This is a genomic window from Streptomyces sp. NPDC002779 (assembly GCF_042888685.1).
Classification (GTDB): domain Bacteria; phylum Actinomycetota; class Actinomycetes; order Streptomycetales; family Streptomycetaceae; genus Streptomyces.
On the sequence record NZ_JBIAQC010000012.1, the window covers coordinates 12,846 to 38,017 of the forward strand.

Genomic DNA, 25,172 nt, shown 5'->3' on the forward strand with positions numbered 1-25,172 from the left:
CCGTCATCGGAATCTCGGCCACAGTGCTTCTGCTGGTGACAGGGTGCGAGGTACCGGGGGCACCGGCGGTCTACCGCCCGGCGCGCCCGGCCAGCGGCGGCCCCTTCACCTTCTACGTCAGCCCGGACGGCGACGACAAGAACGACGGCATGTCGCCGCAGAAGCCCTGGCGAACCCTGGACCACGCCGACGGCGCGCGCCTCCACCCCGGCGACCGCCTCAGACTGCGTGGCGGCGAGCGGTTCCGCGGCCGCCTCACCTTGGAGAAGGGGGAAGCAGGCAGCCCGACCCGGCCCGTCGTGATCGACTCCTACGGCGAGGGCCGGGCCACGATCGTCCCGCGCGGCACGTCCGGCATCACGGTCCACAACACCGCCGGCGTGGAGATCAGGAACATCGCGCTGGTCGGTGATCGCAAGGCGCTTCGCGAAGGGGCAGGGATCGCCCTGCGCAACAGCCTTCCCGGCACCCGACGCCTCGAGCACGTCTCCATCACCAAGGTGGAAGCGAGGGGATTCCAGAACGGAATCAGCGTCGGCGCGGACAAGAACTCCGTCACCGGCTTCAGCAACGTACGGATCGCGGACACATCCGTGCACCACAACCTCGAAGCGGGACTCATCTTCTACGGGCCCGAGTTCGACGCCGCCCGCCCCGCCTACGCCAACACAGGGCTGCGGATCGAGCGGGTCAACGCGTACTCCAACACCGGTGACCCCCGGAACAACCGGCGCAACACCGGCAGCGGTATCGCACTGGGCAGCGTCAAGGACGCGAAAGTGACGCGGTCGGTGGCCCACGACAACGGCACGCAGTCCGCCACCGATGCCGACGAGGGCCCCGAAGGTATCTGGACGTACGACTCCACGCGTGTAGTGCTGGAGCACAACCGCTCCTATCGCAACCGAACCGGCTCACGGGTCGACGGCGGCGGGTTCGGCCTGGACAACAACGTGTCCTCCTCCGTTGTGCAGTACAACCTCGCTTACCACAACGACGGACCGGGATTCCTCGTCTACTCCGGCAGGCCGACCGGCGCCCACAAGGACAATGTGGTCCGCTTCAACATCAGTTGGGACGACGCACGAAGGCTGCCGGAGTACGGAGGCATTGTCGCCTACGGCACCCGTTTGAAGGACCTGTCCATCCACCACAACACGGTGGTGATGCGGACCGATGGCCTTGCCTCCGCCGCTGCGACCGGCCAACGTCCCCCGGCCCTGAGACTGCGCGACGGCATGCGCGGCGTGCGCGTCCACAGCAACATCTTCGCCACCGACAGCGGCCCTCTGGTCGACACCCAGTCGCCCTACAATCCGAGCGTCCTCAACTTTCAGGGCAACAACTACCACAGCACGCGCAGTTGGTCGCTCACATGGGGAACCGAGCGTTTCACGACCCTGGACGCGTGGCGGACCGCTTCCGGCCATGAAGGGCTGAACGGTGTTGCGACCGGATCGAGCCACAACCCGTGCCTGCGGGCACTGGACACCCCCGGCACCGGCGGCCGGATCAGCGCAGAGGACCTGGTACCGCGCTGCCAACGGGCGACGCCCGCCGGCCTCGACCCCCGGGCACTGGACACCGACCCGGGCCCGGTCGACTACCTCGGCAAGCGACTCCCAGCGACCCTTACGGCGGGGGCGGTACAGCCTCACAATTCTAGAGACTGAGCGGGAGTGAGTCCTGTTGCCAGGACTCATGCTCAGCCGAACACCCCGAACACCCCGAATGCTCTTGGGTGTTCTGGTCCACCGCGTTGGCCTCCTCGCTCCCTCGGTCGCCGGGTCGGGCCTGAGGGCGGCTTGCCAGAGTCGCCATTTACTACTGTCACTCCGGAAAGGATGTGGACATGGCACTGGTCAAAAAGGATCGCGGCTCATCACCGTGGACGGCACCACCTACCGGTGGCGGCTCCGCGGACGGCCGACCTACGACCAGGGCTTGGTCCGGTCACCCCCCACCTACGCGGTCGAACACGTCGACGCTCCCGGCTCCGCACTGGTGGTCACCACCAGTCAACCGCACCTGAGCAACTGGTTCGGACCACACGGCAGCCCGATCCTGCCTGGCCAGGTGGCTGACAGCATACGCACCGCTCTCAGCGATGTGAGATCTGTTCGCGCTGGCGGCGGCGCCCGTAGGGCAGCAGCAGGTTGGCAGCAGATCATCCGGTCGCCGACTGGTCAGACACTCCTGCCGCGATCTCTCAACCGCGGCTGTCGTCTGACTTTTTGGGGCAGCGGACGCGGGTCGGCTCAGTGCTGGTGTCCGTCGTCGTGTCCGGGCTCCTTGCTGGGGTGGTTGGCGTCCGGAGAGGTGGGCGGGGAGGTCGGATTGGTGGTGTCTCTGCCGTTGCCGCCCTCCTGGCCTTCGCCGCTTCCCTTTTCGGGCACGGCATCACTGTGGCTGTGGCCGCCTCCGGACTGGGCCATGGTGGGGGCGATGTGGCGAAGCCCGAGGAAGGTGAGGGCCGTGACGACGAGGACGGCCAGTCCCATGAGGCTGAAGATGCGACGCCAGGGCCTCTTCGCCTCCTTCAAGAAGAAGGCGACGAAGGACAGGACGATGCCGAGCGGTATCAGCACGGCACAGCGTTCGGGGAGATCTGCGAAGTGCTGCATGCCGCCGCTGAGCATGCCCAGGCCGAAGGAGAGCATCGTCGAGGTGCCGAGCACGCGCAGGATGCGTGACAGGGGCTGCCTCTCCTTCGCGAGGATGAGGTCGTTGAGGACGGTCGCGAGCAGGAAGACCAGTACGCCGGACCCGGCGATCATGCTGTAGCGGGCGGGGGCCATGGGGTGGTGGACGACGGCTCCGCTGATGAGGCCGGCCCCCACGTAGTAGCCGACGTAGCCGAGGTAGCGCCACGGCAAGGAGGCGCTTTCCCTTCTGCTCTGGGAGCGGCGCTGGCTGCGGGTCGGCTGCGCCGGGTTGGGGGGCGGGGTCGTGGTGGCGAGGCTGGGTGACGAAGACAAAGCGGATCCTTCGAGGGAAGTTCAGTGGGGGCTGGGCTCAACGGCAGGCGGGCAGGACGGAGCCGAAGATCGAGCCCGTCGGGCACGGCGCAACGCGAGCCGGCCCTCGGTGCGCGTACGCACTCCATCGCCGGGCGGCCCAGGCTCGTCGCACGGCATGGCCGAGCCGCCGCTGGTGCTGGTGCTGGCTCACGGGTATGCCCGACAGGTCGTCGACCGGTTGGCGGGCGTGAAGGCTTAGATCCGTAGGACCACTGAGTCCGGCACGGGAGCAGATGCTTTGAGGGCCGGGACAGGTCGTGCGGCGGCGGACGCATGGGCGTACGGAGGCCCGTGAATGGTCAAGGTCTCGCACGGAGCGGGCAGCGCAGCGCCCTGTTGGGGCTGGCCGGACACACACTGATGGGCAGCGTGATCGGGCTCCGGAGCATCCTGGTGATCGGTGTGCCCCTGGCCGTGGTCGGTGTGCCCCTGGCCGGAGTGCGGGTCGGGCGCCTCGTGGCTGTGCCCGGCGGAATTCACGTCCGGAACGTTCAGGGCTGCCGTGCTGGTCGGCGCGCCGGGGTGGGCATGGCCTGCGGCGCTTTCCGCGCTGACACCGTGGGTGTACATGAGGGTCAGGAGGAGCGCGGCGAGCACCCACGTTCGCCACGGGCCCGCTGCACGAGAGCGGGACCGCGGCGCGCTACGGGTCGCCCGGGCCACAGCCATGCCGGGGAGCATAGCGGCACGTCGGCCGTGGACCTGCCGTGAGGCGTGTTTTCCATCGGACGGGCACCTCCAGTGCCCCAGGACGCGACGGCGCCCGGTCGCACTGTGAGGGTGCGGCCGGGCGCGGTGCCGTACGGCTGGGTCAGTGGTAGGCGTGGACGACGGCGTGGCCCTTGCCGCGGCCGATCATCCACTTGTTGACGGGGGTGGTGATCACGAAGGCCACGGCGAAGCCGCCCAGCAGCGCCGTCCAGAACAGCGCGTCCGACAGGTGGGCGTCCATCGCGCCGGGTGTCAGGGCGATGATGCCGTTGTCGACGACCTCCATCACCGTGATCGAGATGGTGTCCGCGGCCAGCGCGACCTTGATCGCGCTCTTCCAGTCCAGTCCAGCCCGGCGGACCGCGAACAGGGTGAAGGAGTAGCCGAAGAGGAATGCCAGGGTGATGGCCAGGGCCATCGTCTGGACGTTGCCCCACATCAGGGCGGTGCCGATGACCATGCCGAGGATCTCGCCGATCGCACAACCGGTCAGGCAGTGCAGCGTCGCCTTTGCTGCGGCTCCCCAGGTCACCGGGCCCATCTGGTGTCCGGTACGACCCGCGTGCGCCTGGTGCGCGGCGTGGTCGTGTGCGGTGCTGGTGTGGTGTGCGCTGTGATCCATGACCGTCATCCCCAATCCCGTCCAGTGTGACCCCGCTCCCGCGGGCTCACACCACAATTATATACCCCCCAGGGGTATATGCAACAGATACTTCGGATCACTGCACCTGGGCCGCTGCCACGCCGCACCCTCCGGCCGCGTCAACCGGGGAGAGTCCCTGGGGCATGAGAGATCTACGGCGTGAGAGCGCGAGGGTCGCCGGAGGGCGGGCGCCGGAAGTAGCGCCGCACCGCCTGAGGACTGTCCATGCTCGGAGGGGTCGTCGGCTACGGGCGCCCATGCGGCACAGGGCCTCTGGTCCTGCCTCCCGCCGCGCATTCGCCAAGGGGAAGGCCCGCCGATGGGTATCGACGGGCCCTCTCGCTCTTCTTCTGGTCAGTTGCCCGCGTGCTGACGCTGTGGGGCCTCCTCGGTGGTGGCGGTTTCGACGGGCGGGCTCTGCGGCTTGCCGCGCATGAGGGCGAGGGTGGTCAGGGCGCCCGCGGCGGCGATGCCGGCGGCGGCGAGGAAGGCTGCGCTGAAGCCGTCGGTGAGGGCGGGCAGGTCACCGAGTGCGCCCGCGCCCTGGGAGGTGGCCAGCGCGGTCAGGGCGGCGAGGCCGAGGGCGGAGCCGACCTGGTAGGTGGTGTTGACGATGCCCGAGGCGAGGCCGGCCTGCTCTTGCGGGGCGGCGGACATGGCCGACATGAGGGTCGGGATGTAGGCGAGCGCCATGCCCAGGGCTGCCACCAGCGAGGCGGGTAGGACGTCGACGAGGAAACTGCCGGTGGGACGGGCCGCCGACAGCCACACCAGGCCCGCGGCCAGGACCAGCAGGCCGCCGGTGATGAGCGGCTTGGGGCCGAAGCGGCCGAGCAGGCGGGCGCTGGCGGTGGTCATGAAGAGCATCAGCAGGCCGGTCATCGGCAGCAGGGCCGCTCCCGAGGCGAAGGCGCCGTAGCCGAGGACCTGCTGGAGGTAGAGGTTGAGGAAGTACCACATCGGGATCCAGGCCGCTCCCAGCAAGGCCATCGCCAGGTTGGAGACGCCGAGACCGGGGATGCGCCAGATGCCGAGCGGCATCAGCGGCGACTTCGCGGACCGCTGGATGAGGACGAACACGACCAGCAGGGCGGCACCGGCGATCAGCTGAAGGACCGTCTGCGCTGCTCCCCAGCCGATCTCGGGGGCGCGGACCACGGTGAAGACGGTGAGCGCGAGCCCGGCGGTGACCGCCGCCGCGCCGAGGACGTCCACACCACCGCCGCGGCGGGCGGCGACGGACGGCAGCAGGCCGGTGGCGAGCAGGGTGGCGATGCCGATCGGGATGTAGATGATGAACACCCATGGCCAGCTGGCCCACTCGGTGAACACCCCGCCCAGGAAGACGCCGGCGGTGCCGCCGGCCGGAGCGGCCGCGCCGTACAGGGCCAGGGCCTTGCCGAGCTCCTTGGGGCTGTGACCGAAGAGCATCATCAGCAGGGTCATCGAGGCGGGTGCGATCAGCGCGCCGCCCACCCCCTGCACGGCCCGGCCGGCAACCTCGACCCACGCGCTCTGCGCGGCCGCGGCCACGACGGAGCCAGCGATCAGGACGCTCCAGCCGGCCACGAACACCTTGCGGGCGCCCAGCAGGTCGGAGAGGCGGCCGCCCAGCAGGAGCAGTCCGCCGAAGGCGATGACGTAGGCGTTGAACACCCATTGCAGATCACCCTGGGAGAACCCCAGGTCGCGCTGCATCTCGGGCAGCGCCACGCCGATGATCGACGTGTCCATGATCACCATGAACTGTGCGGCGGCGAGTACCCCGAGGGCCCACCAGCGACGCGGATTGACGGCTTGCATGACCGCTCCCCAAAAGCAGAGTTCCTTCATACCCCTGGGGGGTATGACTTCGATGGCCTGAACGCTATACCCCCTAGGGGTATTCCTCAACGGGTAGTCATCCGGCCCTTGCCTCGCCACCCGCCAAGGGGGGCGCTTACGATGCGGACATGGACGGCCAGGTGATGCGAGCGGTGATGCCCTTCGGGCTGCGCTCCTCCCTGCTCCTCGTCCTGGCCGTCCTCACGGGCCTGGTGGCCATGCACGGCCTGGAACCCGTCCCCGCGCCGGCCGGCGCACACGCGGCGGCCAGTTCGCACCAGGCGTCGGCCGCAGGCCACGAGAAGGCGATCGCCGACGATGCCGCGTGCCAGGACGGGTGCGTCCACGCCGGCGATCCGGCAGGCAGCACAGGCGGCCGGCATGCCGAGCACGCCGACGCGACCTGCGCCGCCACCGGCACGGCCGGCGCCCCGGTTCTGCCCGCGCCCGCGGTCCTCCCCGGTCACGCAGTGGCCGAGGCGGTCCTCGCACACGGGGTCATCCCCGGCGCCACCGCCTGCGGACGGGCACCGCCGTCCTTGAGTGAACTGCAACTCCTGCGCATATAGGGCGGCCCGGCATGCCCGGCCCCAGAGAGCCGGCCAGCCTCCCGGCCCCGCCTTACTTCCGTACGCCCGCAGACGCGCGCGTGCCCCACCGCAGGAGTTGCACCATGAGCCCCAAGCGTTCCCTGATCCGCCGCGCCACTGCCGTGTCCGCGGCCGCCACCGCCGCCCTGGTACTCGCCGCCTGCGGCGGCAACGGCAGCGGCTCGACCCACAACGGGCACGACGCCGCCTCCCCGTCCACCTCCGCCTCAGCACCCGCGCAGCAGGGCGACCACAACGCGGCCGACACCGCGTTCGCCAAGGGGATGATCCCGCACCACCGTCAGGCCATCGAGATGGCCGACCTTGCCGCGACGCGCGCCGAGTCGGCTGAGGTGAAGAAGCTGGCCGAGGAGATCAAGAAGGCTCAGAACCCGGAGATCAAGACTCTCTCCGGCTGGCTGACTTCCTGGGGCGAGCAGGTCCCGGCCGAGGGCGAGGGCCACGAGGGGCACGACATGTCCGGGATGATGACGGCCGAAGAGATGAAGCAGCTGGAATCGGCCTCGGGCAAGGCGTTCGACACCGCCTTCCTGACGATGATGATCAAGCACCATGAGGGCGCCGTGGGCATGGCCAAGACCGAGCAGGCCGAGGGCACATACCAGCCCGCCAAGGACATGGCCGGCCAGATCATCACCTCGCAGAGCGCGGAGATCGCCCGGATGAACACCCTCCTCGGCAAGAGCTGAGCCGCAGCCACACACCCCGGGTGCGGGCAGTCGGCAACGGCTGCCCGCACCCGTGCCGGCCAGCCCTTCTTCCCCTCCAAGCGTTCTGGACCCTCACATGTCCCTCCGCTTCCGCACAGTCGCCTTCGCGGCCGCCGCGGCGACCGGCGCCTTGCTGCTGACCGCCTGCTCGAGTCCCGACACCGTGCCCGCGCAGGGCAAGGCCGGTGCGACGAGCGATGCCGACCCGAGGACCGGGCACCTGCACGGTCTCGGCGTCGATCCGGCCGACGGCACTCTCTACGCCGCCGGGCACCTCGGCGTCTTCCGCCTCACCCCCGCCGGTGCCATACGGATCGCCGACCGCTAACAGGACACGATGGGCTTCACCGTCACCGGCCCGCGCATCTTCCTCGCCAGCGGCCACCCCTCACCCACCGACCACGCCGCGTCCTCACCGACCGACCCCGCCGAGTCCTCACCGCGTCTGGGCCTGATCCGCAGCACCGACGCCGGACAGACCTGGACCACCGTCTCCGCCGCAGGCGAAGCCGACTTCCACCCCCTCCAGCAGGCCGGCCCCATCCTCTACGGCCTCGGCAGCCAGACCTCGCAGATCTGGGCCGGCAAGGACACCGGCGCCACGTGGGAGCAGCGCGCGAAGATCCCGGCCGGGGACCTCGCCGCCCACCCCGGGACGCCGCAGGAGGTGTGGGCGACCAGCCGCCACGGGTTGTTGCACAGCACCGACAGCGGTGCCACCTTCCAGCCGGTTCCCGGCGCACCGGCCCTGGCCGCCGTGGAGCAACCGGCTCCCGGCGAGCTGATCGCCCTCACCACGAGCGGCAGGATCCTCACCGGTGGCGGCGGGACCTCCTGGACCGAACGCGGCCGCCTCCCGGGCGACGGGCAGGGCTCCGTGCTGACCGCGGCCAGTCCCGACCACCTCCTGGCCGCAGACAGCAACGACGCCGTCCACGAGTCCAAGGACGGCGGCCGCACCTGGACCACCGTGCACCAGGGGGGCCACACGAGCACCGGAGACTGACCCGCCCGACCCGCGCGCCCGAGGTCCCCGCCGGAGGGAAGCCGGAAAGGAACGCCTGCAGAGAGCCTGTGGATCCCCGAGACGGACACGGCACACCGTGCACCGAGGACTTCGTCAGCGGCGGCAGCTCAGCAGCCGAGGAGCACTGCCAGCAGCCGTTGGGTTGTCTCCGTGTCCCCACCGGGTCCGGGACTGCGGGTCATCAGCAGATGGTGGGTCGTGCCGACGAGTGCGAGCGCGATCGTCGCGGTGTCGGCGTCGGCGGGAAGCCGGCCGGCGTGCTGCTCCGCCTGCAAATAGGCGGTGAAGGCGTGCTGGATCGCGTCGAACGCGGGCGCGCCGGACTGGAAGCCCTCCCGGGTGTGCAGTGCGGCTGCCGGGCGGGTCATCGCCAGTCCCACCACCGCGGGAGGCAGGGAGTCCAGCAGGGCGCGGACGACCTCTTGGAGATTGTCGGCAACCGTGGCCTGCCCCACCTTGGCCTGCAGCGCCTCGGCCTGGCGGGCGCTGCGCGCGAACCGGTCCAGGAGCAGCTCGGCGACGAACTCGTCCAGGCCGGTGAAGTGCGTGTGCAGGACACCTTTGGCGCAGTCTGCCTCCGCGGTGATCGCGCGGCTGGTCAGGGCCGCGGCGCCGTCGCGGGCCACTACCCGCTCCGCGGCCGCGAACAGCCGCTCGCGCAAATCCGGAATGGCCACTCCACGAGGTGACACAACAGCCCCTTTCCGTCGGCCCATTGCAAGTATGGGCGCACGCCCATACTCTTTGGGCACTTGCCCATACTAGGGTCGGGGCCCCGTGGTGTCCCGACGGGACGGAGTTCACCCATGGGTCACCTGGTCAACACCGCGCAGGCCGAGGCGTGGAACGGATACGAGGGCGCGCAGTGGGCCCGCAGCCAGGAACGCTGGGACGCAGTCAACGACGGCTTCAACCAGCCCCTCCTGGACGCCGCGGCAATCTCGGCGACCGATCGCATCCTGGACGTCGGCTGCGGGGCCGGACGCACCACCCGCCTCGCGGCCCGACGTGCCGGGCGCGGCCGGGCGCTCGGACTGGACCTGTCGGGTCCGATGCTGGGCAAGGCCCGCGAGAGCGCCCTGCACGAAGGAGTGGAGAACGTCTCCTTCGTTCAAGGCGACGCCCAGGTCCACCCTCTGGAAACCGAGGGGTTCGATGCGGTCATCAGCCGGTACGGCATGACCTTCTTCGCCGACCCGGTCGCCGCGTTCGCCAACCTCCACCGCGCCCTGCGTCCCGGAGGCCGGCTGGCCTTCATCTGCGCGGCCGAGGCCGAGGCCAACGAGTGGCTGGCGGCGCTGGCCTCACTCAAGGCCATCGTGCCGCCCGGCGACTTCGGGAAGCCAGGCGGCCCCGGCATGTTCTCGCTCACCGATCCCGACCGCATCCAAAGCCTGCTTGCGGCGGGCGGGTTCACCGATGTCGAGGTGCAGCGCATCGAGGTACCGGGCAAGTGGGGCACCGACGCGGCGGATGCGGCGGCATTCATGCTGGACTCAGGCCCCGCGCGTCACCTGCTCGACCAGGTCACCCCACAGCAGCAGGCCCACGCCCGTCAGGCGCTGACGGCCGCCCTGCAGCGCCATGAGACGGACGGAGGAGTAAGGCTGCGCAGCAGCTCCTGGCTCGTCACCGCCGTACGCGGCGGGGCCCCGCGGAACTGACCGCCCCGGCCGGTCCGCAGCCGTTTCAGGAGCGGACCATGCGGGCGGTCGCCTGGGGCGCTTCGGGGATCTTGCCCTGGGCCTGGTCGCCTCCTTGCGCGATGGCGTCGGCCACGCAGGACTGGAGGTGGTCGCCCATCATCGTCAGTGCGAAGGACTGCAGCGCCGTGGTCGTGGCGCTGACCTGGGTGCGGACGTCGATGCAGTAGGTGTCCTCCTCGACCAGGCGCTGCAGGCCCCGCGACTGGCCCTCGATGCGGCGCAGCCGCTTGAGGACGTCCTCCTTGTTGGCGGTGTAGCCGTGCACGGCGATCCCTTTCGCTTCGGTCGCTCGTTGTTCACGACAAGAGGAACTGTCTTGTGAGTGTGCAAGGCATCGAGGTGTCATCTGAGGAGAAAACGTGTCGGACGTCTTCAACAAGGTCAACCTGCTGTCGGCGGACATGAAGACAGCGACAAGCGGCGGGCCTCGGCCGCTGTATCGGGTTCTTGATTCCAGAAACGGCGAAGCACTCCTGGAGGGCAGGCGGGTGGTGATGGCCGCCTGTAACGACTACCTGGGGCTGTCGGGTGACCCGCGCGTCACACAGGCGGCAGCGCAGGCCGCGCTGCGCTTCGGTACCTCGTGCTCGGCCAGCCGGCTGGTCGGCGGAACGATGCCGCTGCACGAGGACCTGGAGGGCAGACTGGCCGCCTTCCTGGGGGTCGAGGCGGCCATGGTGACCACCACCGGTTTCCAGGCCAATCTCGCTCTGGCTCCTCTGTTCGGTCCCGGTGATGTCGTCTTCAGTGATCGCGCCAACCACGCCTCGCTGGTCGATGCAGTCCAGCTCGGTGCGGCTGAGAAGCGTTTCTACCGTCACTCCGACATGGCGCGGCTGGAGCGGCAGCTCTCCGCAGCCGATCCCGCCGCCGGCAAGGTGATCGTGACGGACGGCGTGTTCTCCATGGAGGGTGACGTGTGCCGTCTCCCTGACCTGCACGCCCTGGCCGTCGCGCACCATGCCCGCCTGATCGTTGACGGAGCCCATGACATCGGTCTCCTCGGCGCCGGCGGGCGAGGGGTGTCCGAGCACTTCGCTCTCCCCGGGGCGGTCGACCTGTACACGGGGACGTTCTCCAAGTGCTTTGGTTCGGTGGGCGGGGTCGTCGCCGGGTCCGCCGAGGTCATTCACTTCTTGCGCCACACGTCCCGGGCGATGCTCTTCACCGCCGCGATGCCCCCTTCGGCGGTCGCGGCGGCGCTCGCCGCGTTGGACATCATCGAGACGGAGCCCGAACGCCGCGTGCGGGTGTTCGAGGTGGCGCGGCAGGTGAACGAGGGGCTGCGGGCGCTGGGCTTCGACACGGGAGAATCGACCACTCCCATCATTCCGGTTCGCATGGGCCAGACCGAGCCGGCCCTGCGCCTGTGGCAGGCCGTGCTGGACGAGGGCGTGTTCACCAGCGGGGTCGGGTTTCCGGCGGTGCCGGAGGGGCAGGCGCTGATCCGCCTGTCCCTGCAGGCAGTCCACACCGATGCCCACGTCGCCCGCATCCTCGACGCGTTCGCCGCAGCCGGCCGCCGCCTGGGCTACACCTGCGCCCCCTCACCCGCACCTGTCGGAAGTCAGCGCGCCGACGCCGACCCGATCCTGGCAGCTGCCCGATGACCCTTACCGTCACCACTGTCGAGGGCCGCGCCGACGTCACCGCCTTCATCCGCCTGCCCTACACCCTCTACCGGGATGATCCGCTGTGGGTGGCGCCCTTGGAGCGTGAGCGGCGGGCCTTCCTCGACCCGGCCCGCCATCCCTTCCATGAAGTGGGCACCGTCCAGTTGTTCCTCGCCCGCCGGCAGGGCCAGGTGGTCGGACGGATCGCCGCCATCGTCGATCCCCGCTACACCGAGCGCCACGACCCGCACTGCGGACAGTTCGGCCTCTTCGAGTGCGCGGACGACACCGACACCGCGGCCGCTCTCTTCGACGCGGCCGGTCGCTGGCTGCGCGAGCGCGGTTGCAGCCGGATGCTCGGACCGCTCAGCTACTCCACCAATGACGAGTGCGGTGTCCTCGTGGACGGCTTCGACAGCCCGCCCACCATGCTCATGCCTCACAACCGGCCCTATTACCCGCGGCTGTTCATCGACTGTGCCTTCACCAAGGCCAAGGACCTCCTGTCCTGGCGAGTCCCCATGCCTCCGGGCGGCGAGCCCCCCGCCGCGTTCCGCCGCGTGGCCGAACGTGCCCTCAGCGCCCCCGGCGTCCGCGTCCGCCCCCTGGACCCCAAGCGCTTCGACGCCGACACGGCAGTGATGCGCGACCTCTACAACGACGCCTGGTCGAAGAACTACGCCTCCGTCCCCATGACCGACCGCGAGTTCGCTTACATGGTCCGGCAGATGAAGCCCTTGCTACGCCCCGAACTGGTCCAGATCGCCGAAGTGGACGGTGAGCCCGCGGCCTTCACCCTCGTGCTGCCCGACGCCAACCAGGCCCTCGCCGCCGCCCGAGGGCGTCTGACCACCTACGGCCTGCCCATCGGGCTCATCCGCCTCCAACGGGCAGGCCGCCGCATCACCCGTATCCGCGCCATCGCCACCGGCATCAAGAAGGAACACCGCGCCCGCGGCCTCGTCGCCGCCCTCCTCACCCAAGCCCAGCGCACCGCGTTCCGCCTCGGCTACACGGAGATCGAATACTCCTGGATCCTGGAGGACAACCGCGACGCCAACGGTGTCCCCAGAGCGCTCGGCGGCGCCCACTTCCGCACCCACCGCCTCTACGAACGCACCACCGCATGAAGTACCTCGTCACCGGCGCCACCGGCTTCATCGGTACCCGCCTCGTCGCCCTCCTGGTCGCACAAGGGCATCAGGTGACCGCTCTCGCCCGCCCCGGCCGAAGCGTCTCCGGTGCCCGCACCGTCCGCGGGGACCTTGGCACCGGCGCCGGACTGACCGAAGCAGTCGAGGACGCCGACTGCGTCCTCCACCTCGCCGGACTGACCAAAGCCACCACCCCCCGGCACTACACCGAGGTCAACACCGACGGCACCCGCCGCCTGTGCCGGGCCCTCGCGCGTCTTGCCCGACCGCCACGCCTGGTCTACTGCTCCTCCCTCGCCGCCTCCGGCCCCGGACGCCTGCGCCGCGAGACCGACCTGCCGGCGCCGGTCTCCGCATACGGACGCAGCAAACTCGGCGGCGAGCACGCGCTGCACGAGACCGCACACCGGATCCCCGGCATCATCGTCCGCCCGCCCATCGTCTACGGCCCCGGCGACCGCGAATTCCTGCCCCGTCTCGTCACCGCCGCCCGCACCGGCTTCCTGCCCGTGATCGGCCGGCCGGGACCGCGCCACTACTCCCTCATCCACGTCGACGACCTGTGCCACGCCCTGCTCACAGCCGCCCACACCGGCACCCCAGGGGCCGTCTACCACGTCAGCGACGGCACCGAACACCCCTGGCACGCCATCGGTGCCGCCGTTGCAACCGCCCTCGGCCGACGCCCACCCCGGCTCCTCCACATCCCCGCCCCCCTGGCCAGAGCCGCCGCTCGTACCGTGGGACGAGCATCCATCCTCAACCCGGACAAGATCACCGAAGCACTCCACCCCGCCTGGACCTCCGCCACCAGCTCCTTGCCCTTCACCCCCCGCACCACCCTGCACGACGGACTGACCGCGGCCCTGCGAGGCCACCCATCCACCAGGCCGCCGGCAACAGCGGGTGACACGAGGCCCACCGCCCACAAGCCATGAGGCGGCCGACGCCACCGCACCCGCGTAAGCGCCTGCAGTGAGCTCCAGCTTCGCCCTTCTGGTGGGTTTGTCCATGGACGCCGTAACGAGCTGCCCGCGCAAGACGTGGGGTGATGGGGCTTCGGCAGGTCCTTGGGAGTCGTTCTCAGGGGATGCCGCTCTGCGGCGGGTCGTTGCACGACGCAGAGCACCGGGCCGATGGCCCTGCCCTGCCGTATCTCCCCCGCAAGCGGTCCTGCTCTACTCCTGAGCTTGCCGTTCAACCTCCGGCTCAGACCGCTCCCAGCCAAGAGGCATGCCGGATGTGAAAACAGCTTCTGCCTCGCTGTCACCCATCTGGCCTGCCGTGATGGCAGGGCAAACGCACTCCGGCGAAGGTGGGATGGGCTTCGCCGTCCGCGCAGGCCAAGCCCTTCCGGCCGACCTTGAGGGAGCATCGCCATGTCTGAACGCAACACCGCCATCCGCAGCCTGCACGATCTCGGTCTGGCCGCCTGGTTCGGGGGCTCACTGATGGGAGCGGTCGGCCTCAACGGCGCGGCCCAGGACGAAGGCGGCACGGAGCTGAGCCGAGACCGGATCTCCTCGTCGGGCTGGGCGAAGTGGACGCCGGTCAACGCCGCCGCGATCGGAGCGCACCTGTTCGGCGGTGGCGGGCTGCTCGCCGTGAACGCGCACCGTGTCGCCGCCCAGCAGGGCGTGGGCGCCTCGACCGCGGCCAAGACCGTCATCACCGCGGCGGCTCTGGCGGCAACCGCCTATGCCCGCATCCTGGGCAAGAAGGTCGAGCTGGCCTCCTCCACCGACCCCGACAGCACCGAGAAGGCGGCCAAGCACCCGATCGACCTCGACAAGGCGCGGCGGCAACTGGCCACCGCGCAATGGGCAGTACCGGCCCTGACCGGGTGCCTGGTCGTGCTCAACGCCCTGCACGGCGAACAGCAGCGCCCGAGTGAACAAATGCCTGGCATGTGGGAGCGAGCCCGCTCCGCGACCCACCTGATGTCGTAGGCCTCACCGGGGGGGCACTGGAAGTGACCGTCAGCCGTAGGCAACCGGGGTCGGCCGCGATCCACGTAGGTGGCGACCGCGGCCTCGACTGATCTTGGCGGCGAGGATACGGGAGCACCCGTATGCGCCCGATACGCGGAGAATGCATGCCGCGATATGTCCGCGACGGCTAGGTGCACACGGAGAAGGCCAGAGCGGACCGGGCTGCCCGAACCCCGGTACAGCAGGCCGCCCTGGTCATGGGCGCGATCTTCCTGCTGGTCGGTGTCCTCGGTTTCATCCCGGGCATCACCACGAACTACGACACCATGAAGTTCGCCGCGCACCACTCCGAGGCCAAGCTACTGGGCATCTTCCAGGTGTCCATCCTGCACAACCTCCTGCATCTGGCCCTCGGCGGAGCCGGAGTGGCCCTCGCGCGCACCGCGGCTGGAGCACGGCTCTACCTCCTGGCCGGCGGTGCCCTCTACCTCGTCCTGTGGCTGTACGGGCTGATCATCGACCACGACAGCACCGCCAACTTCGTCCCGCTCAACACCGCCGACAACTGACTCCACCTGGTGCTCGGCCTCGGCACGGATGACTGGCTGACCGGCACAGGCGATCAGCCAGTCATCCGCAGGCAGTCCCGCCGCACGGGCCAGCCAGCATCCCGTGCAAGCACCAGGCAATGACATTCATGCGGACCGTCGCCACCGCTCCTCAGGAAGTCGACGGCCCCCGGCATCCGACGGGAAGACCAGGGGCCACCTGTCACGACAGGACGGTCATGAAAGCCAGCGGTTCCCAGCCCCACGCGGTGCTGGACCATGACGACGAGACGGTGCCAATCCCCCCTCTAGGTGTGCACGGCGGCGTCGCTGGGGGTGTCGGGTCAGCGGTGGACGCGGATGGAGGGGTTGCCGGACGACTGCCGGGACACCGCGCACAGCCACGTCCCGTGCGCGTACTTGCGGTTCACCTTCCACGGGCGAGGCGTCACCTCAAGGTGACGGGCGGGGGCTGCCTGTTCATGTGCCGACGGCGGTAACGCCGAACATCAAGGTCCGGCGGCTGACGTCATAGTGCACGGTCGGTGTGCTGCGCAGGAGGTCCTGCAGCACGTCGGCGTCGTCGACGTCGACGGTCAGCACCTCCTCCCAGGCTCCTTCGTCCAGCACAAGCTGCAGGGTGAGCGTGCCCCGGGCAGCGGGCTCACCGGCAACCCAACTGAACTGGTAATGACTGAGCTGGCGCACCTTGATGCTGTCGTCCGTGACGGGTTGCGCCACCTTGGTCTTAGCAGGACTGGGCATGATGGCTCTCCTCGCGTGGGGTAGTGGGCTGCCGACGGCTGCAATACAGGACATGGATGTCTCTGCGGCCGCGGGCTACTGAACTCAGACTCAGGGTGACCGGCGGCACCTGCCAGGCGAGGCGCCCACTTGGCCGAGTCCCGTCCCTCAGATCTGTTTACGACAGCACCGATCCCGTTCTCGAGCCCTTCTTGAGCAGCGCGGCACCGCGCCCCAGGCTGTCACCGCCCCGGACGCCGGGGCAAAGCAGCGCATCGGGGCATCCAGCGGTCCAAGTGGCGTATCACGGCATGCGGATGGAGGCGGACGCTGGCCCGTGAAAACGCGGATGGTGTACCAGGCGTTCACCCCGCAGGTCCCCGCCCTCAGGAAGGAGACGGACGGCCTGCTTGCTCCCGCGCTCGGTCGAGCTGGTGGTTGAAGAAGTCCATCAGGCGCTGCCGTGCCTGATCGCTGATCATTTCAGGTCGATCTGACGTTCGGTCAGTGGCGGCCCCGGTGGCCTCCCGGTCCACAGGGAGCCCGAGGCGGTTCGCGTGGTTGGTGATGGTCACGACGGACCACTCCAACTCAAGGGCGATCTCGTTCCTGCCGACGCCGTCAGCGTGGAGCTGACGAAGACCACCAAAGTCCACCTAGCCTGCGGCGATAAGGGCCACCCCGCTCGGGACTAGTCAAAACGACCTCCCCATGCCGGGCGAAACGGCGCTCCACGTACTGCGGCCCGACCAACAAGTGCCCAAGGGCAGCCGGAAACGCGAAGGAGACGGCAGCGGCTGGCTCAGCAATTCGGACAAGTCGGCTCCTCGCAGGCGTGAACGGTAAGGCCGCTGAGCAGCAACGCGTCAGTGGCGGGGCAGGCTGCAGGACCGCATGTCGGCACAGACCCTGTCCGATTTCACAACGGCCTCGGGGGTGAGATCGACACAGCCCTCCACGACCACGGCTGTAGCCGAAGAGGGCCGGTTGGGAAGACCTCTTGCAATCCTTTGCCGGACGGAGCGGGATATCGTTGTCGGGGACAGGCCGGTCCTGGCCGTCGGGTCGCCGCAGGACGAGGACGGCTGCCGCGAGGGCCCTTGCTTGTACGCCCGCAAGTCCGCAATTGTCCCAGCCCGCCAGGGAACCCCGGGGTCGGGCTGCATCGTGTGGCTGCGTAACGGTCGTGGTGCTGGCCGGGCGTCACCAAGATCGTGTCGCTCTGCGGCGGGTCGTTGCACGACGCAGAGCACCGGGCTGATGACGCCCCGCCTCGTCTGCACCGCTGTCGCCGCCGCCCACCGGTCGGCGCGCACCTGCTGGAAAGCAAGGGCGGTCGTCGGCGGGCGCGATGTCGACGACGACCAAGCCCTGCTCGCGCACGTGCGTCTCGTGGATCGGGTCCATGCACGGCGCTACGCCCCGGCGGCACGGGAGAGTTCCGCCGCTGCGGTGGCTTCACTCAACCGAGTGGCGGGCCTCGAAGGGCTGTCGCTGCTGTAGGCGAGCGGGCCGGATCCGCTGACCTGCCGTGGTCGGCCCTGTGGTCGGGGCGACCGGTGCCGCGGTCGGGCCTGTGGTCAGGGTGTGTCGCCGGAGTAGTAGAAGCGGCAGCTGACGCCGGGCCCTTGTGCGCGGGGTTCGCCGGGGCGCGGGTCGTACAGGGCGCGGCCGCCAGGCCACCGCGACAGCTCGGTGGACAGGGCCACGCCATCGTCGACTTCCTCGCTCCGCCAGCCGTGGATGTCCAGCAGCAGGCCGTCCAGCGGCCCGCCGACCAGTGCGGCGTAGGTCCGGTGCGGGAGCGGGCCCGGGTTGGGGTCGTCGTGCTCCGCGCCGTAGACCCGGCCGTTCAGCAGCTGCTCATCGCCGTTCATCCGCCCAAGCCTTGCAGCCGCCACTGACAACGCGCGCTTGCCCAGGCCCGTCTTGGGCTTGCCCGCATAGCTGGGTCGCCGCGGCTTGCCCACGTCAGGCGCGGAAGCGGGAGAGCCAGGCGTCGGCCTGACATGGATGAATGGTCTGTCGTCGACAGCCCCGCCGCCGGCAGCCGACGTTCCTCCGAGTCCTTTGGCACCCACAGCCCGAACCGGATCTCCAACTGCTCCAGAACCTGTGTGGGGTTCATGCGCTCGTCCAACGGCCAGCCGAGCGCCAACGGCTCGGCCCCGTCGTCGTACGCCGGAAAGAGTGGGTCGAAGGATGACAGGACCCGCCCGTCCACCGCGTACTCCACCCGCTGTACGGCGTTCACGTCCCGGCTGGCGGCGACGACGCGGGTGCCCCGGGAGAGCGTGGGGAGAAAGCTCACGGCGGAGACGTACGATACGGACGCCTGGATCGCGAAGGACCAGCCCTCGATTGAGCCGGCCCGGATCACGGCGTTCGTCGAAGGGCGCAAGAAGCCCAGTTCCTCCACGGCCTCCACATCCAGATCGTCCAGGTGGTCAAGATCGTACGGCTCGTCCGCCGCGTTACGGGTCTCGATCTCCCGGGCCTCGAAGGCGGTGAGCGGGAAGACGGACTCGCGCCGGGCGCCGAGGCGTTCGAGCACCTCCTCCGGGGTGAGGTCCTCGCAGAAGACGAGGCTGTAGCCGTACGGATAGGCCTCGTACACCCAGCGGAGTCCGTCCATCAGTCCGTCACCTCGTCAGCATCCCGTGGACAGGAATTGGGCGTGCAGCGAAGGAGACCCAGCGGGGTTGCTGATGCTGGGGCCCTTGCAGTGCGAGCCTTCCGCGGAAGCACGGCTGTCGAACGTGCTGACGTTGCAGCTGAACACACCCTGCCCTATGACGGCCAGGTCATGAGTGACACCATGTCCGGCCGGCCGCTGCCCGCCGACCGCTGGCGGTCCGTGACCGTGCCCGTTCTCGTCGGCAGCGGGGACGCAGGCGCCCCGCACATGCTCACCGGTGCACGCGAACTCGCCGCACTGGCCGAGAAGTTCACCCTGCACGTCTTCCCCGGCCAGGACCCCAACATCGCCTCAGACCTCCTCGCCCCCGTCCTGACCGGCTTCTTCACCACCGGGGAACAGGCATGAGCAAGGTCTTCGCCAGTCTGGGCATGTCCCTGGACGGCTTCATCGCCGGCCCCAACTCCCGTCCCGACAACCCGCTCAGCTCCCGCGCCGGTGCCTACATCATGGGCCACACCCGGCGGGAACCCTGGGTACGGCAGGGCGGCACCACCTTCACCTTCGTGACCGAAGGAATCGACACCGCACTTGCCCGGGCCCGCAAGGCCGCAGGGGACGAAGACGTCCAGATCTCGGGCGGGGCAGACACCGTACGACAGTCCATCAACGCGCCGGACCGCTGGACAAACTCCGGATTCACCTAGCCCCCCTCGTGCTCGGCTCGGGCCTCCGGCTCTTCGACCACGTCTCACCCGGTCTCAGCCTCGAACTCCCACGGGTGGTCGACTCCCCCCAGGTCACTCACCTCACGTACCGGATCACATCGTCCTAGCCAGGCACCGAACCGCACTCCACGGTACGGAGAACTCATCCAGCTCGGTTGGAACCGGTCCTCAAGTCCCTCGCCAGCGGTCCGTCGATGCCTCCCGATCCGGTGACGCCACTGCCCATCATCAACAACAGGAGGGGAATGTCATCTCACAGACCCGAAGCCGGACACCGCACGAGGAGACCGCGGGCACCGAGGAGGCTCCGCTCGGCGAGGCCGGCCCCGGTGTCTCCGACGAACTGGCCGAGGACTTGGACGAGGACCCCACGGTCCGGGACTGACAACCACGGTGGCTGCATGCCCAGAACAGCGATCTCCGCAGACAGGGCATCTACAACTGATCGATCCCGGCGTGCCGGGACGCTGCCCGACAGTAACTCGCCTTCACCGGCCAGGTGATCGACCGGCGCCGTCCGTCGCCGTACTACGTCGTTCCCGTACCGGACGAGGAATCCGCCGGTATCCGGGAGGTGGCCGCCATGGCCGTGTACGGCTGGGGCGTGATCCCGGTGGACGCCCGCATCGGCGCGGTCGAGTGCACGACGTCCCTCTTCCCGAAGGACGGCCGCTGCCTGCTGCCGATCAAGGCCGCCGTGCGCAGGCCAAAGGGGCTCTCGTGGAGCTGACGGTCAGGCTCTGAGGGCGCCGACCGAGTCCCGCACCAGGTCGGCGAGCTCGTCCACGCCGAGGCCGGAGCAGTCGACGCGCTGGCGCGCGATGCCTGGGCGGGCCCCGCCCAGCCAGTCCAGGACGGCCTGATAACGCTGACGGGTCATCGACAGGAAAGTCCTGGTCTCGTGCAGTTCGCCGGCGCGGCCCCGTTCCCGGGTGCGGCTCAGCGCCTCCGTGACCGGCAGGTCGAGCAGAAGGACGCCGTCGGGCGGCGAGACGCCGAACCGGCGCTCGAGCCGGTCGAGCATCTCCTCGAGCGGCCGGGTGCCCAGCTCCAGCATCTCCTCGCCCAGCGCCCAGGGATCGGCATGGCCGGTGCGGGTCACCAGCCAGTCGCGCACGTCGCGGGCGGCGCGCGGCTCCTGCCGCCGCCACCAGGCCTCCACATCGCCGCCGGATGCGTCATCCCTGGCCAGTTGCCCGAACAGCGGCAGGTAGACCAGCGGGTCGACGAGCGGGTGACGGTCTGCGAGCAGGACCCGAGCCCCACGGGCCGCGTGCCGTTCGGCCGGGCCGTACAGGCACAGCTGGAGGGAGAGAACGGCGACCTTCAGCTGGATGCGGCCCACGGCGTCGGCCGCGGCCGACGCGCCGGCCAGGGACCTGGACAGTCCGGCGACGGGACTGTGGGGGTCGTCGTGGGCGCGGATCGCGTGCACGACCGCGAAACCGTCCCGCTCGGCCAGCCGGCGGAGCAGCGTGGTCTTGCCGCTGCCGTCGATGCCGACCACGGCCACCCGCACGTCACTCACCGTCCCGGGTCCGGTCCAGGTCCCACAGGCGGAACGCGGTGTGCACCACGCCCGGCAGGAACCCGAACTCGCGCTCGGCGTGGCCCGTGACGTACAGCGCCAGCCGGTTCATCAGGAACTCGCGCAGGGCCAGGCGGTGGCCCCGGTGCCAGTCGGTGGTGGCGACCAAGCGCGCCGCCCGCGGCGACTCCGCCGCCACCGCGTCGGCGTGCACGGCGAGCAAGCCGTCGACATCGGTCGCCGTCGCCTCAGGGCCGAGGGTGAACGCCAGGAGTTCCACGACATCGCGCTGCGGTACGTCGATCGTGGCGAGTTCCCAGTCGTAGACGACCATGCGTCCCTTGTGGCGGGCGATGTTGCGCGGGTTGAAGTCGTTGTGGACCAGCGTGCGGGGCAGGACCTGGAGTTCCTGGGACCAGTAACCGACGCTCTCGGCGATGCCCAGCAGGATGTCGAGACGGGCACCGTCGATCAGGTCGGGCTGGTCGGCAGCCGCCTGTCGGGCGAGTGCCTCCCACAGCTCCCGCGCCTTGGCCAGTTGGGCGGGCTCGGGCACCCGGCGGAGCCAGCCTTCGGCGAGCAGTTCCTGGTCGCGGCCGAGCCAGTGGCCGTGCACGGGCGCGATGGCGCGCAGCGCTTCGGCGATCCGGTCGCGGGTCCACGGGCCGCCGTCGTCACGCAGCCGTTCCATCAGGATGACGTACGCCTCGCGCTCGTCGTCCTCCAGCAGGCCGTAGCAGCGCGGCAGCAGCCGGGTCAGGGCAGTCTCGGTGCGCCGGTAGACGGCGAGTTCGCGGAGGTGGGCGTCGGTGAACTCGGTGTCCGCTCCCCAGCGGCCCCAGGCCCGGGCGGCCTCCGGCGCGCACAGCGAGAGCAGTTTCGCGATGCCGGAGACGATCTCGTCGCCGCGGGCCTTGACCTTCGCCACCAGGTCCACGGTGGTGGGGTCACCCTCGCCGCGGGTGAGGGTCACCGTCAGCGGATGCAGACCGGTCAGCTTGCGGCGCTCGGCCAGGGCGCCGAGTTCGCTGGAGATGCCGTCGCCGTGCAGGGGCGGCGCCTGCCGGACGCGGCCGACGTGCAGGCGCGGATCGCCGCGGCCCTCGGCCAGCACGGGTTGCAGCAGGGCCGCGTTCAGGTCGCCGGACTGGAGGAAGTCGACGCGGCGAGCCCGGCCGAGCCGCTGGTGGGCTTCGGCGAACTGGCCGCTGACCACGGCCGCCATCGTCGACAGGTCCAGGGCGAGTGCGAACCCGGTGACGATCTCGGCGAACCGGCGGGCGCCGCCCTCGCCCGCGCAGCCCAGGACGGTCAGCAGATCGCGCTGGTGCGGCAGGGCGGTGCCGCCGCCGACAGTGCCCACCACCAGGTTGGGCAGCAGGATGGTCGCGACCAGGTCGTCAGCGTCCTGCTCCATGGAGAAGATCGACACGCCGGACTCATGGACGCAGGCCACGTCCTGGCCCGTCGCCACGAACAGGGCCGCGACGATGTTCGCCGCGTTGACGCCCATCCCGGTCGTCCCGGCCTGCTGGGCGCCGAGCACGGTCGCGACATGCCCCTTGACCATGGCCTCGGGGGTGGTCTTGAGCACCGAGGCGACGGTGTGCCGGGGCAGTCTGCACTCTGCGGTCACCCGGGTCCCCCGGCCGGCCAGCAGCGAGACGGCGGTGGTCTTCTTGTCGCCGCTGAGGTTGCCCTCCAGCATCATCCCCAACGGGCGCAAGCGGTCGTCGGCGGCGAGCTCGTCGGTCAGCCATCGGCAGATCTGCCAGGTCGCCGCCGTCGTCATGTTCTGCCCGGCGGCGTCGGCGGTCTCGAAGACGAACCGCACATGGAGCCGGCGGCCGATCTGGTACGGGTCGACGTCGATCAGGCGGGTGTGCCGGGAGACCGCACGCACCTGCTCGTCCAGCCGTCCGCGGTGGGTGTGCAGCCAGGCGGTGAACCGATGTGCGGCGGCGATGTCGGCGAACTCGAACGCGGGGGCCCGAGTCATCCGCTGGGCGAGCACGTGGGTGGTGACCCCGCCGGACTCGGTGACGGCCCGTGCACCGCGCGAGGCCGACGCCACGAGCGCGCCCTCGGTGGTGGCCAGCGGGGCGACCACGCTCCCGCGGGCCGCGTCACCGGTGAACAGCAGCGGGCCCGCGAGGCCCACCGGCACCTCGACGGAGCCCACGAAATTCTCCACGTTGCCGACCAGGTGCTGAGCGGTCAGACCGGTTCCCTCCAGCGAGCCCAGCTCCGTGCCGCTGCGTCCGCGCAGCCAGGTCAGCCGCTTTCGGCGGGCCTCCTCGGTGTACTGGCCACGGCCGGGGATCACGTCGGTCATCAGCATCGCCTCCTCATCCGTCGTCTTGGTGGCGGGTCCGCCGTTCCCACGGGGCCCCGGTGCCGTGGTGCTTCAGGCGGCCTCCGGCGCGGCGGAGGCGACGAGCCGCTCCCAGACCTCCTCGCCGGGCAGGAACACCCTGTCCTTGACCCGAGGCGGACGCTGCCCGCCCCGCACGGCGCGCTCCCACTCCCGCAGGAAGGCGTCCGGGTGGACCTCGATCACCTCGGCCGGGCCGATGCATCCCGAGCGGCGGCCCTCCCGGTAGCCCGGGCACTGCTCGGCCAGCCGGGCGTCCAGGGCGGCGCCCAGGGCCGGCGCCGACGGGCCCGCGAAGGCCACAGCGACCTGGTACCGGCCGCCCGGGCCGGCGCCCGCCAGGCGGAACGTCGCGTTGCGGATCTCGGCGCCCGCGTCGTGGCAGGCGGCGCGCAGCGCGCGCACGGCGACGGCCTCGCTCAGCCGCTCCCCGGCGGCGGAGTGGACGACGTCACGTCCGGCGTACTCGATACGCGGGGTGCGCCCCTGGTACCCGACGACGCGGACGATGTCGGTGACCGCGCACCGGTACAGGCCGCCGACGTGGGTGAGGACGAGGTGGTAGTCCTGGCCCGGCTCCAGCTCGGTGGCGGCGAGCGTCTCGCTGTCGGCGGTGACCGGCCCGTCCGCCGGCACGAACTCGTAGACGCAGCCCGGCACATACAGCGGAGCGCCGGGCCGCTGGTCGACCGGCACGGCCGCGGGCCCCTCGCAGGAAGCGACCGGCGCGCCGAACAGCCGTACGCCCGGCCCGTACGTCTCGCGCACGCGCGGCAGATACAGCGAGGCGAGGGCGCTGTTCCAGACGAAGACGGCGCTCAGGCGCGGCCAGAGGTGGTAAGGCAGAAGCGTGCCGAACCGCTGGGCGTACCGCTCGAACTCGTCGGCGCGCTCGGGGTCGGGCCGGGTGTGCGGGCGGCCGTCGAGCGTGCCGGCGCGGAGGTCCGCGGCCAGCCGGGGCCACAGGGTGCGCAGCATGTAGGGCAGTCCGGCGACCATCGCGGGGTTGACGCCGATGACGATCCGGATGTCCTGCTCGGCGGCGAGGCGCAGTTTGTAGTAGCTGCGGTCCCAGGGGCCCGCCGTGGCCAGTTCCGCGGGGATGCGACTCCATTCGGCGTCGTTGCCGAACCCGACGGCGGAGTCCTCGCCGAACTTGCTGTAGTCGACCTGGCTGGCGCCGATGTGCGGCTGCCCGTGGCCGGTGCGGGAGATGGGTGAGGTCGGGTCCTGCCACAGGTTGAGAACGGCGCCGGGCATCGAGAGGGCCTGCGGCAGGCTCTGCAGGAGCGGGGCGAAACTGGCGTGGTAGAAGGGCAGGAAGGTGCCCTGCATATAGCTGCGGGTGACCGGGATGTGCTTCTCGCGGCCGGTGCTGCCGCTGGAGGAGAAGTAGACGACGGGGTCGTCCGCGGTCAGTACGGCCTGCTCGCCGCCCATCGCCCGTTCGATCCACGGCATCAGCTCCTGGTGGGTGCGGATCGGCACCGCCCGGCGCAGGTCGTCGAGGCCGCGTACGCAGGCCAGGCGGTGCTCCCGGCCGAAGGCGGTGTCGCTGTTGCGCTCCAGGATGCTGCCGAGCAGGTCGCGTTGGACCTCTTCGGGGTCCTCCAGGGCGGCGCGGAAGCGGCGGTGCTCGGCGAGTACGCGTTCGGCCCGCAT

The 25,172-nt window shown here is 70.3% G+C and carries 26 protein-coding genes and 1 pseudogene; 14 read left to right on the forward strand and 13 right to left on the reverse strand.

The window, feature by feature from the left end:
* Positions 1-35 precede the first annotated feature (35 nt).
* Positions 36-1,673: a right-handed parallel beta-helix repeat-containing protein gene (locus tag ACFYW5_RS29235; protein WP_389420100.1), complete on the forward strand. Its 1,638-nt coding sequence runs from the start codon at positions 36-38 to the stop codon at positions 1,671-1,673.
* Between the two features lie 585 nt (positions 1,674-2,258).
* Here the strand turns inward: ACFYW5_RS29235 and ACFYW5_RS29240 are convergent.
* From ACFYW5_RS29240 to ACFYW5_RS29250, 3 genes are all read right to left on the reverse strand, one after another.
* Positions 2,259-2,978 (reverse strand): hypothetical protein, encoded by a 720-nt coding sequence (locus tag ACFYW5_RS29240; RefSeq protein WP_389420101.1) that lies wholly within the window; start codon positions 2,976-2,978, stop codon positions 2,259-2,261.
* 853 nt (positions 2,979-3,831) lie between these two features.
* On the reverse strand, positions 3,832-4,353 hold the full coding sequence (locus ACFYW5_RS29245) for a DUF4396 domain-containing protein (protein WP_389420102.1): 522 nt from the start codon (positions 4,351-4,353) through the stop codon (positions 3,832-3,834).
* Positions 4,354-4,728: 375 nt separating this feature from the next.
* Positions 4,729-6,177: an MFS transporter gene (locus ACFYW5_RS29250; RefSeq protein WP_389420103.1), complete on the reverse strand. Its 1,449-nt coding sequence runs from the start codon at positions 6,175-6,177 to the stop codon at positions 4,729-4,731.
* A gap of 149 nt (positions 6,178-6,326) precedes the next feature.
* Between ACFYW5_RS29250 and ACFYW5_RS29255 the strand changes: the two genes are divergently transcribed.
* From ACFYW5_RS29255 to ACFYW5_RS29270, 4 genes are all read left to right on the forward strand, one after another.
* Complete coding sequence (locus tag ACFYW5_RS29255; protein WP_389420104.1) at positions 6,327-6,767, forward strand: DUF6153 family protein; 441 nt, start codon at positions 6,327-6,329, stop codon at positions 6,765-6,767.
* Between the two features lie 104 nt (positions 6,768-6,871).
* Positions 6,872-7,498, forward strand: a complete 627-nt coding sequence (locus tag ACFYW5_RS29260; RefSeq protein WP_389420105.1) for a DUF305 domain-containing protein — start codon at positions 6,872-6,874, stop codon at positions 7,496-7,498.
* A 97-nt stretch (positions 7,499-7,595) separates the two neighbouring features.
* Positions 7,596-7,847: a hypothetical protein gene (locus tag ACFYW5_RS29265; RefSeq protein WP_389420106.1), complete on the forward strand. Its 252-nt coding sequence runs from the start codon at positions 7,596-7,598 to the stop codon at positions 7,845-7,847.
* Between the two features lie 9 nt (positions 7,848-7,856).
* Positions 7,857-8,525 (forward strand): exo-alpha-sialidase, encoded by a 669-nt coding sequence (locus ACFYW5_RS29270; RefSeq protein ID WP_389420107.1) that lies wholly within the window; start codon positions 7,857-7,859, stop codon positions 8,523-8,525.
* 128 nt (positions 8,526-8,653) lie between these two features.
* Here ACFYW5_RS29270 and ACFYW5_RS29275 read toward each other — a convergent pair whose 3' ends face one another.
* The gene (locus tag ACFYW5_RS29275; protein WP_389420108.1) at positions 8,654-9,238 is read right to left on the reverse strand and encodes a TetR/AcrR family transcriptional regulator; all 585 of its coding nucleotides are present in this window, start codon (positions 9,236-9,238) and stop codon (positions 8,654-8,656) included.
* A gap of 114 nt (positions 9,239-9,352) precedes the next feature.
* Here ACFYW5_RS29275 and ACFYW5_RS29280 point away from each other — a divergent pair, with 114 nt between their 5' ends.
* A complete protein-coding gene (locus ACFYW5_RS29280) occupies positions 9,353-10,210 on the forward strand; it encodes a class I SAM-dependent methyltransferase (RefSeq protein WP_389420109.1) in 858 nt (285 codons plus the stop codon).
* Positions 10,211-10,235: 25 nt separating this feature from the next.
* Here the strand turns inward: ACFYW5_RS29280 and ACFYW5_RS29285 are convergent, their stop codons facing one another.
* Entirely contained in the window at positions 10,236-10,517 is a 282-nt protein-coding gene (locus ACFYW5_RS29285) for a metal-sensitive transcriptional regulator (RefSeq protein ID WP_389420110.1), read from the reverse strand.
* Between the two features lie 94 nt (positions 10,518-10,611).
* Here ACFYW5_RS29285 and ACFYW5_RS29290 point away from each other — a divergent pair, with 94 nt between their 5' ends.
* The 5 genes and pseudogenes from ACFYW5_RS29290 to ACFYW5_RS29310 form a co-directional block, all read left to right on the forward strand.
* Positions 10,612-11,862 carry an aminotransferase class I/II-fold pyridoxal phosphate-dependent enzyme gene (locus ACFYW5_RS29290; protein WP_389420111.1) on the forward strand — a complete coding sequence of 417 codons (1,251 nt, stop codon included), beginning with the start codon at positions 10,612-10,614 and terminating at the stop codon, positions 11,860-11,862.
* A complete protein-coding gene (locus ACFYW5_RS29295) occupies positions 11,859-12,995 on the forward strand; it encodes a GNAT family N-acetyltransferase (protein WP_389420112.1) in 1,137 nt (378 codons plus the stop codon). Before ACFYW5_RS29290 ends, ACFYW5_RS29295 begins: the two co-directional genes overlap by 4 nt.
* On the forward strand, positions 12,992-13,957 hold the full coding sequence (locus tag ACFYW5_RS29300; protein WP_389420113.1) for an NAD-dependent epimerase/dehydratase family protein: 966 nt from the start codon (positions 12,992-12,994) through the stop codon (positions 13,955-13,957). Before ACFYW5_RS29295 ends, ACFYW5_RS29300 begins: the two co-directional genes overlap by 4 nt.
* A 441-nt stretch (positions 13,958-14,398) precedes the next feature.
* Positions 14,399-14,968, forward strand: a complete 570-nt coding sequence (locus ACFYW5_RS29305; protein ID WP_389420114.1) for a hypothetical protein — start codon at positions 14,399-14,401, stop codon at positions 14,966-14,968.
* A 233-nt stretch (positions 14,969-15,201) separates the two neighbouring features.
* Positions 15,202-15,516 (forward strand): annotated as a pseudogene (locus ACFYW5_RS29310) (DUF4383 domain-containing protein); the annotation flags it as partial.
* A gap of 462 nt (positions 15,517-15,978) precedes the next feature.
* Here the strand turns inward: ACFYW5_RS29310 and ACFYW5_RS29315 are convergent.
* The 5 genes from ACFYW5_RS29315 to ACFYW5_RS29335 form a co-directional block, all read right to left on the reverse strand.
* Complete coding sequence (locus ACFYW5_RS29315) at positions 15,979-16,263, reverse strand: hypothetical protein (RefSeq protein WP_389420115.1); 285 nt, start codon at positions 16,261-16,263, stop codon at positions 15,979-15,981.
* Between the two features lie 365 nt (positions 16,264-16,628).
* Positions 16,629-16,817, reverse strand: coding sequence for a hypothetical protein (locus ACFYW5_RS29320; protein ID WP_389420116.1), 189 nt, complete (start codon positions 16,815-16,817; stop codon positions 16,629-16,631).
* A gap of 628 nt (positions 16,818-17,445) precedes the next feature.
* The gene (locus ACFYW5_RS29325) at positions 17,446-17,649 is read right to left on the reverse strand and encodes a DUF6207 family protein (protein ID WP_389420117.1); all 204 of its coding nucleotides are present in this window, start codon (positions 17,647-17,649) and stop codon (positions 17,446-17,448) included.
* 173 nt (positions 17,650-17,822) lie between these two features.
* Entirely contained in the window at positions 17,823-18,119 is a 297-nt protein-coding gene (locus ACFYW5_RS29330) for a hypothetical protein (protein WP_389420118.1), read from the reverse strand.
* A complete protein-coding gene (locus tag ACFYW5_RS29335) occupies positions 18,116-18,877 on the reverse strand; it encodes a DUF6461 domain-containing protein (protein ID WP_389420119.1) in 762 nt (253 codons plus the stop codon). Before ACFYW5_RS29335 ends, ACFYW5_RS29330 begins: the two co-directional genes overlap by 4 nt.
* 171 nt (positions 18,878-19,048) lie before the next feature.
* Between ACFYW5_RS29335 and ACFYW5_RS29340 the strand changes: the two genes are divergently transcribed.
* The 3 genes from ACFYW5_RS29340 (at position 19,049) to ACFYW5_RS29350 (ending at position 20,338) form a co-directional block, all read left to right on the forward strand.
* A complete protein-coding gene (locus ACFYW5_RS29340) occupies positions 19,049-19,288 on the forward strand; it encodes a hypothetical protein (RefSeq protein WP_389420120.1) in 240 nt (79 codons plus the stop codon).
* Positions 19,285-19,587 carry a hypothetical protein gene (locus tag ACFYW5_RS29345; RefSeq protein ID WP_389420121.1) on the forward strand — a complete coding sequence of 101 codons (303 nt, stop codon included), beginning with the start codon at positions 19,285-19,287 and terminating at the stop codon, positions 19,585-19,587. Before ACFYW5_RS29340 ends, ACFYW5_RS29345 begins: the two co-directional genes overlap by 4 nt.
* Positions 19,588-20,107: 520 nt before the next feature.
* Complete coding sequence (locus ACFYW5_RS29350) at positions 20,108-20,338, forward strand: DUF1905 domain-containing protein (RefSeq protein ID WP_389420122.1); 231 nt, start codon at positions 20,108-20,110, stop codon at positions 20,336-20,338.
* 3 nt (positions 20,339-20,341) lie between these two features.
* Here the strand turns inward: ACFYW5_RS29350 and ACFYW5_RS29355 are convergent, their stop codons facing one another.
* The 3 genes from ACFYW5_RS29355 to ACFYW5_RS29365 form a co-directional block, all read right to left on the reverse strand.
* On the reverse strand, positions 20,342-21,136 hold the full coding sequence (locus ACFYW5_RS29355) for a hypothetical protein (RefSeq protein WP_389420123.1): 795 nt from the start codon (positions 21,134-21,136) through the stop codon (positions 20,342-20,344).
* Complete coding sequence (locus ACFYW5_RS29360; RefSeq protein WP_389420124.1) at positions 21,129-23,471, reverse strand: hypothetical protein; 2,343 nt, start codon at positions 23,469-23,471, stop codon at positions 21,129-21,131. The genes ACFYW5_RS29355 and ACFYW5_RS29360 overlap by 8 nt, the downstream gene beginning before the upstream one ends.
* A 72-nt stretch (positions 23,472-23,543) precedes the next feature.
* Positions 23,544-25,172 (reverse strand): GH3 auxin-responsive promoter family protein, encoded by a 1,629-nt coding sequence (locus tag ACFYW5_RS29365; RefSeq protein WP_389420125.1) that lies wholly within the window; start codon positions 25,170-25,172, stop codon positions 23,544-23,546.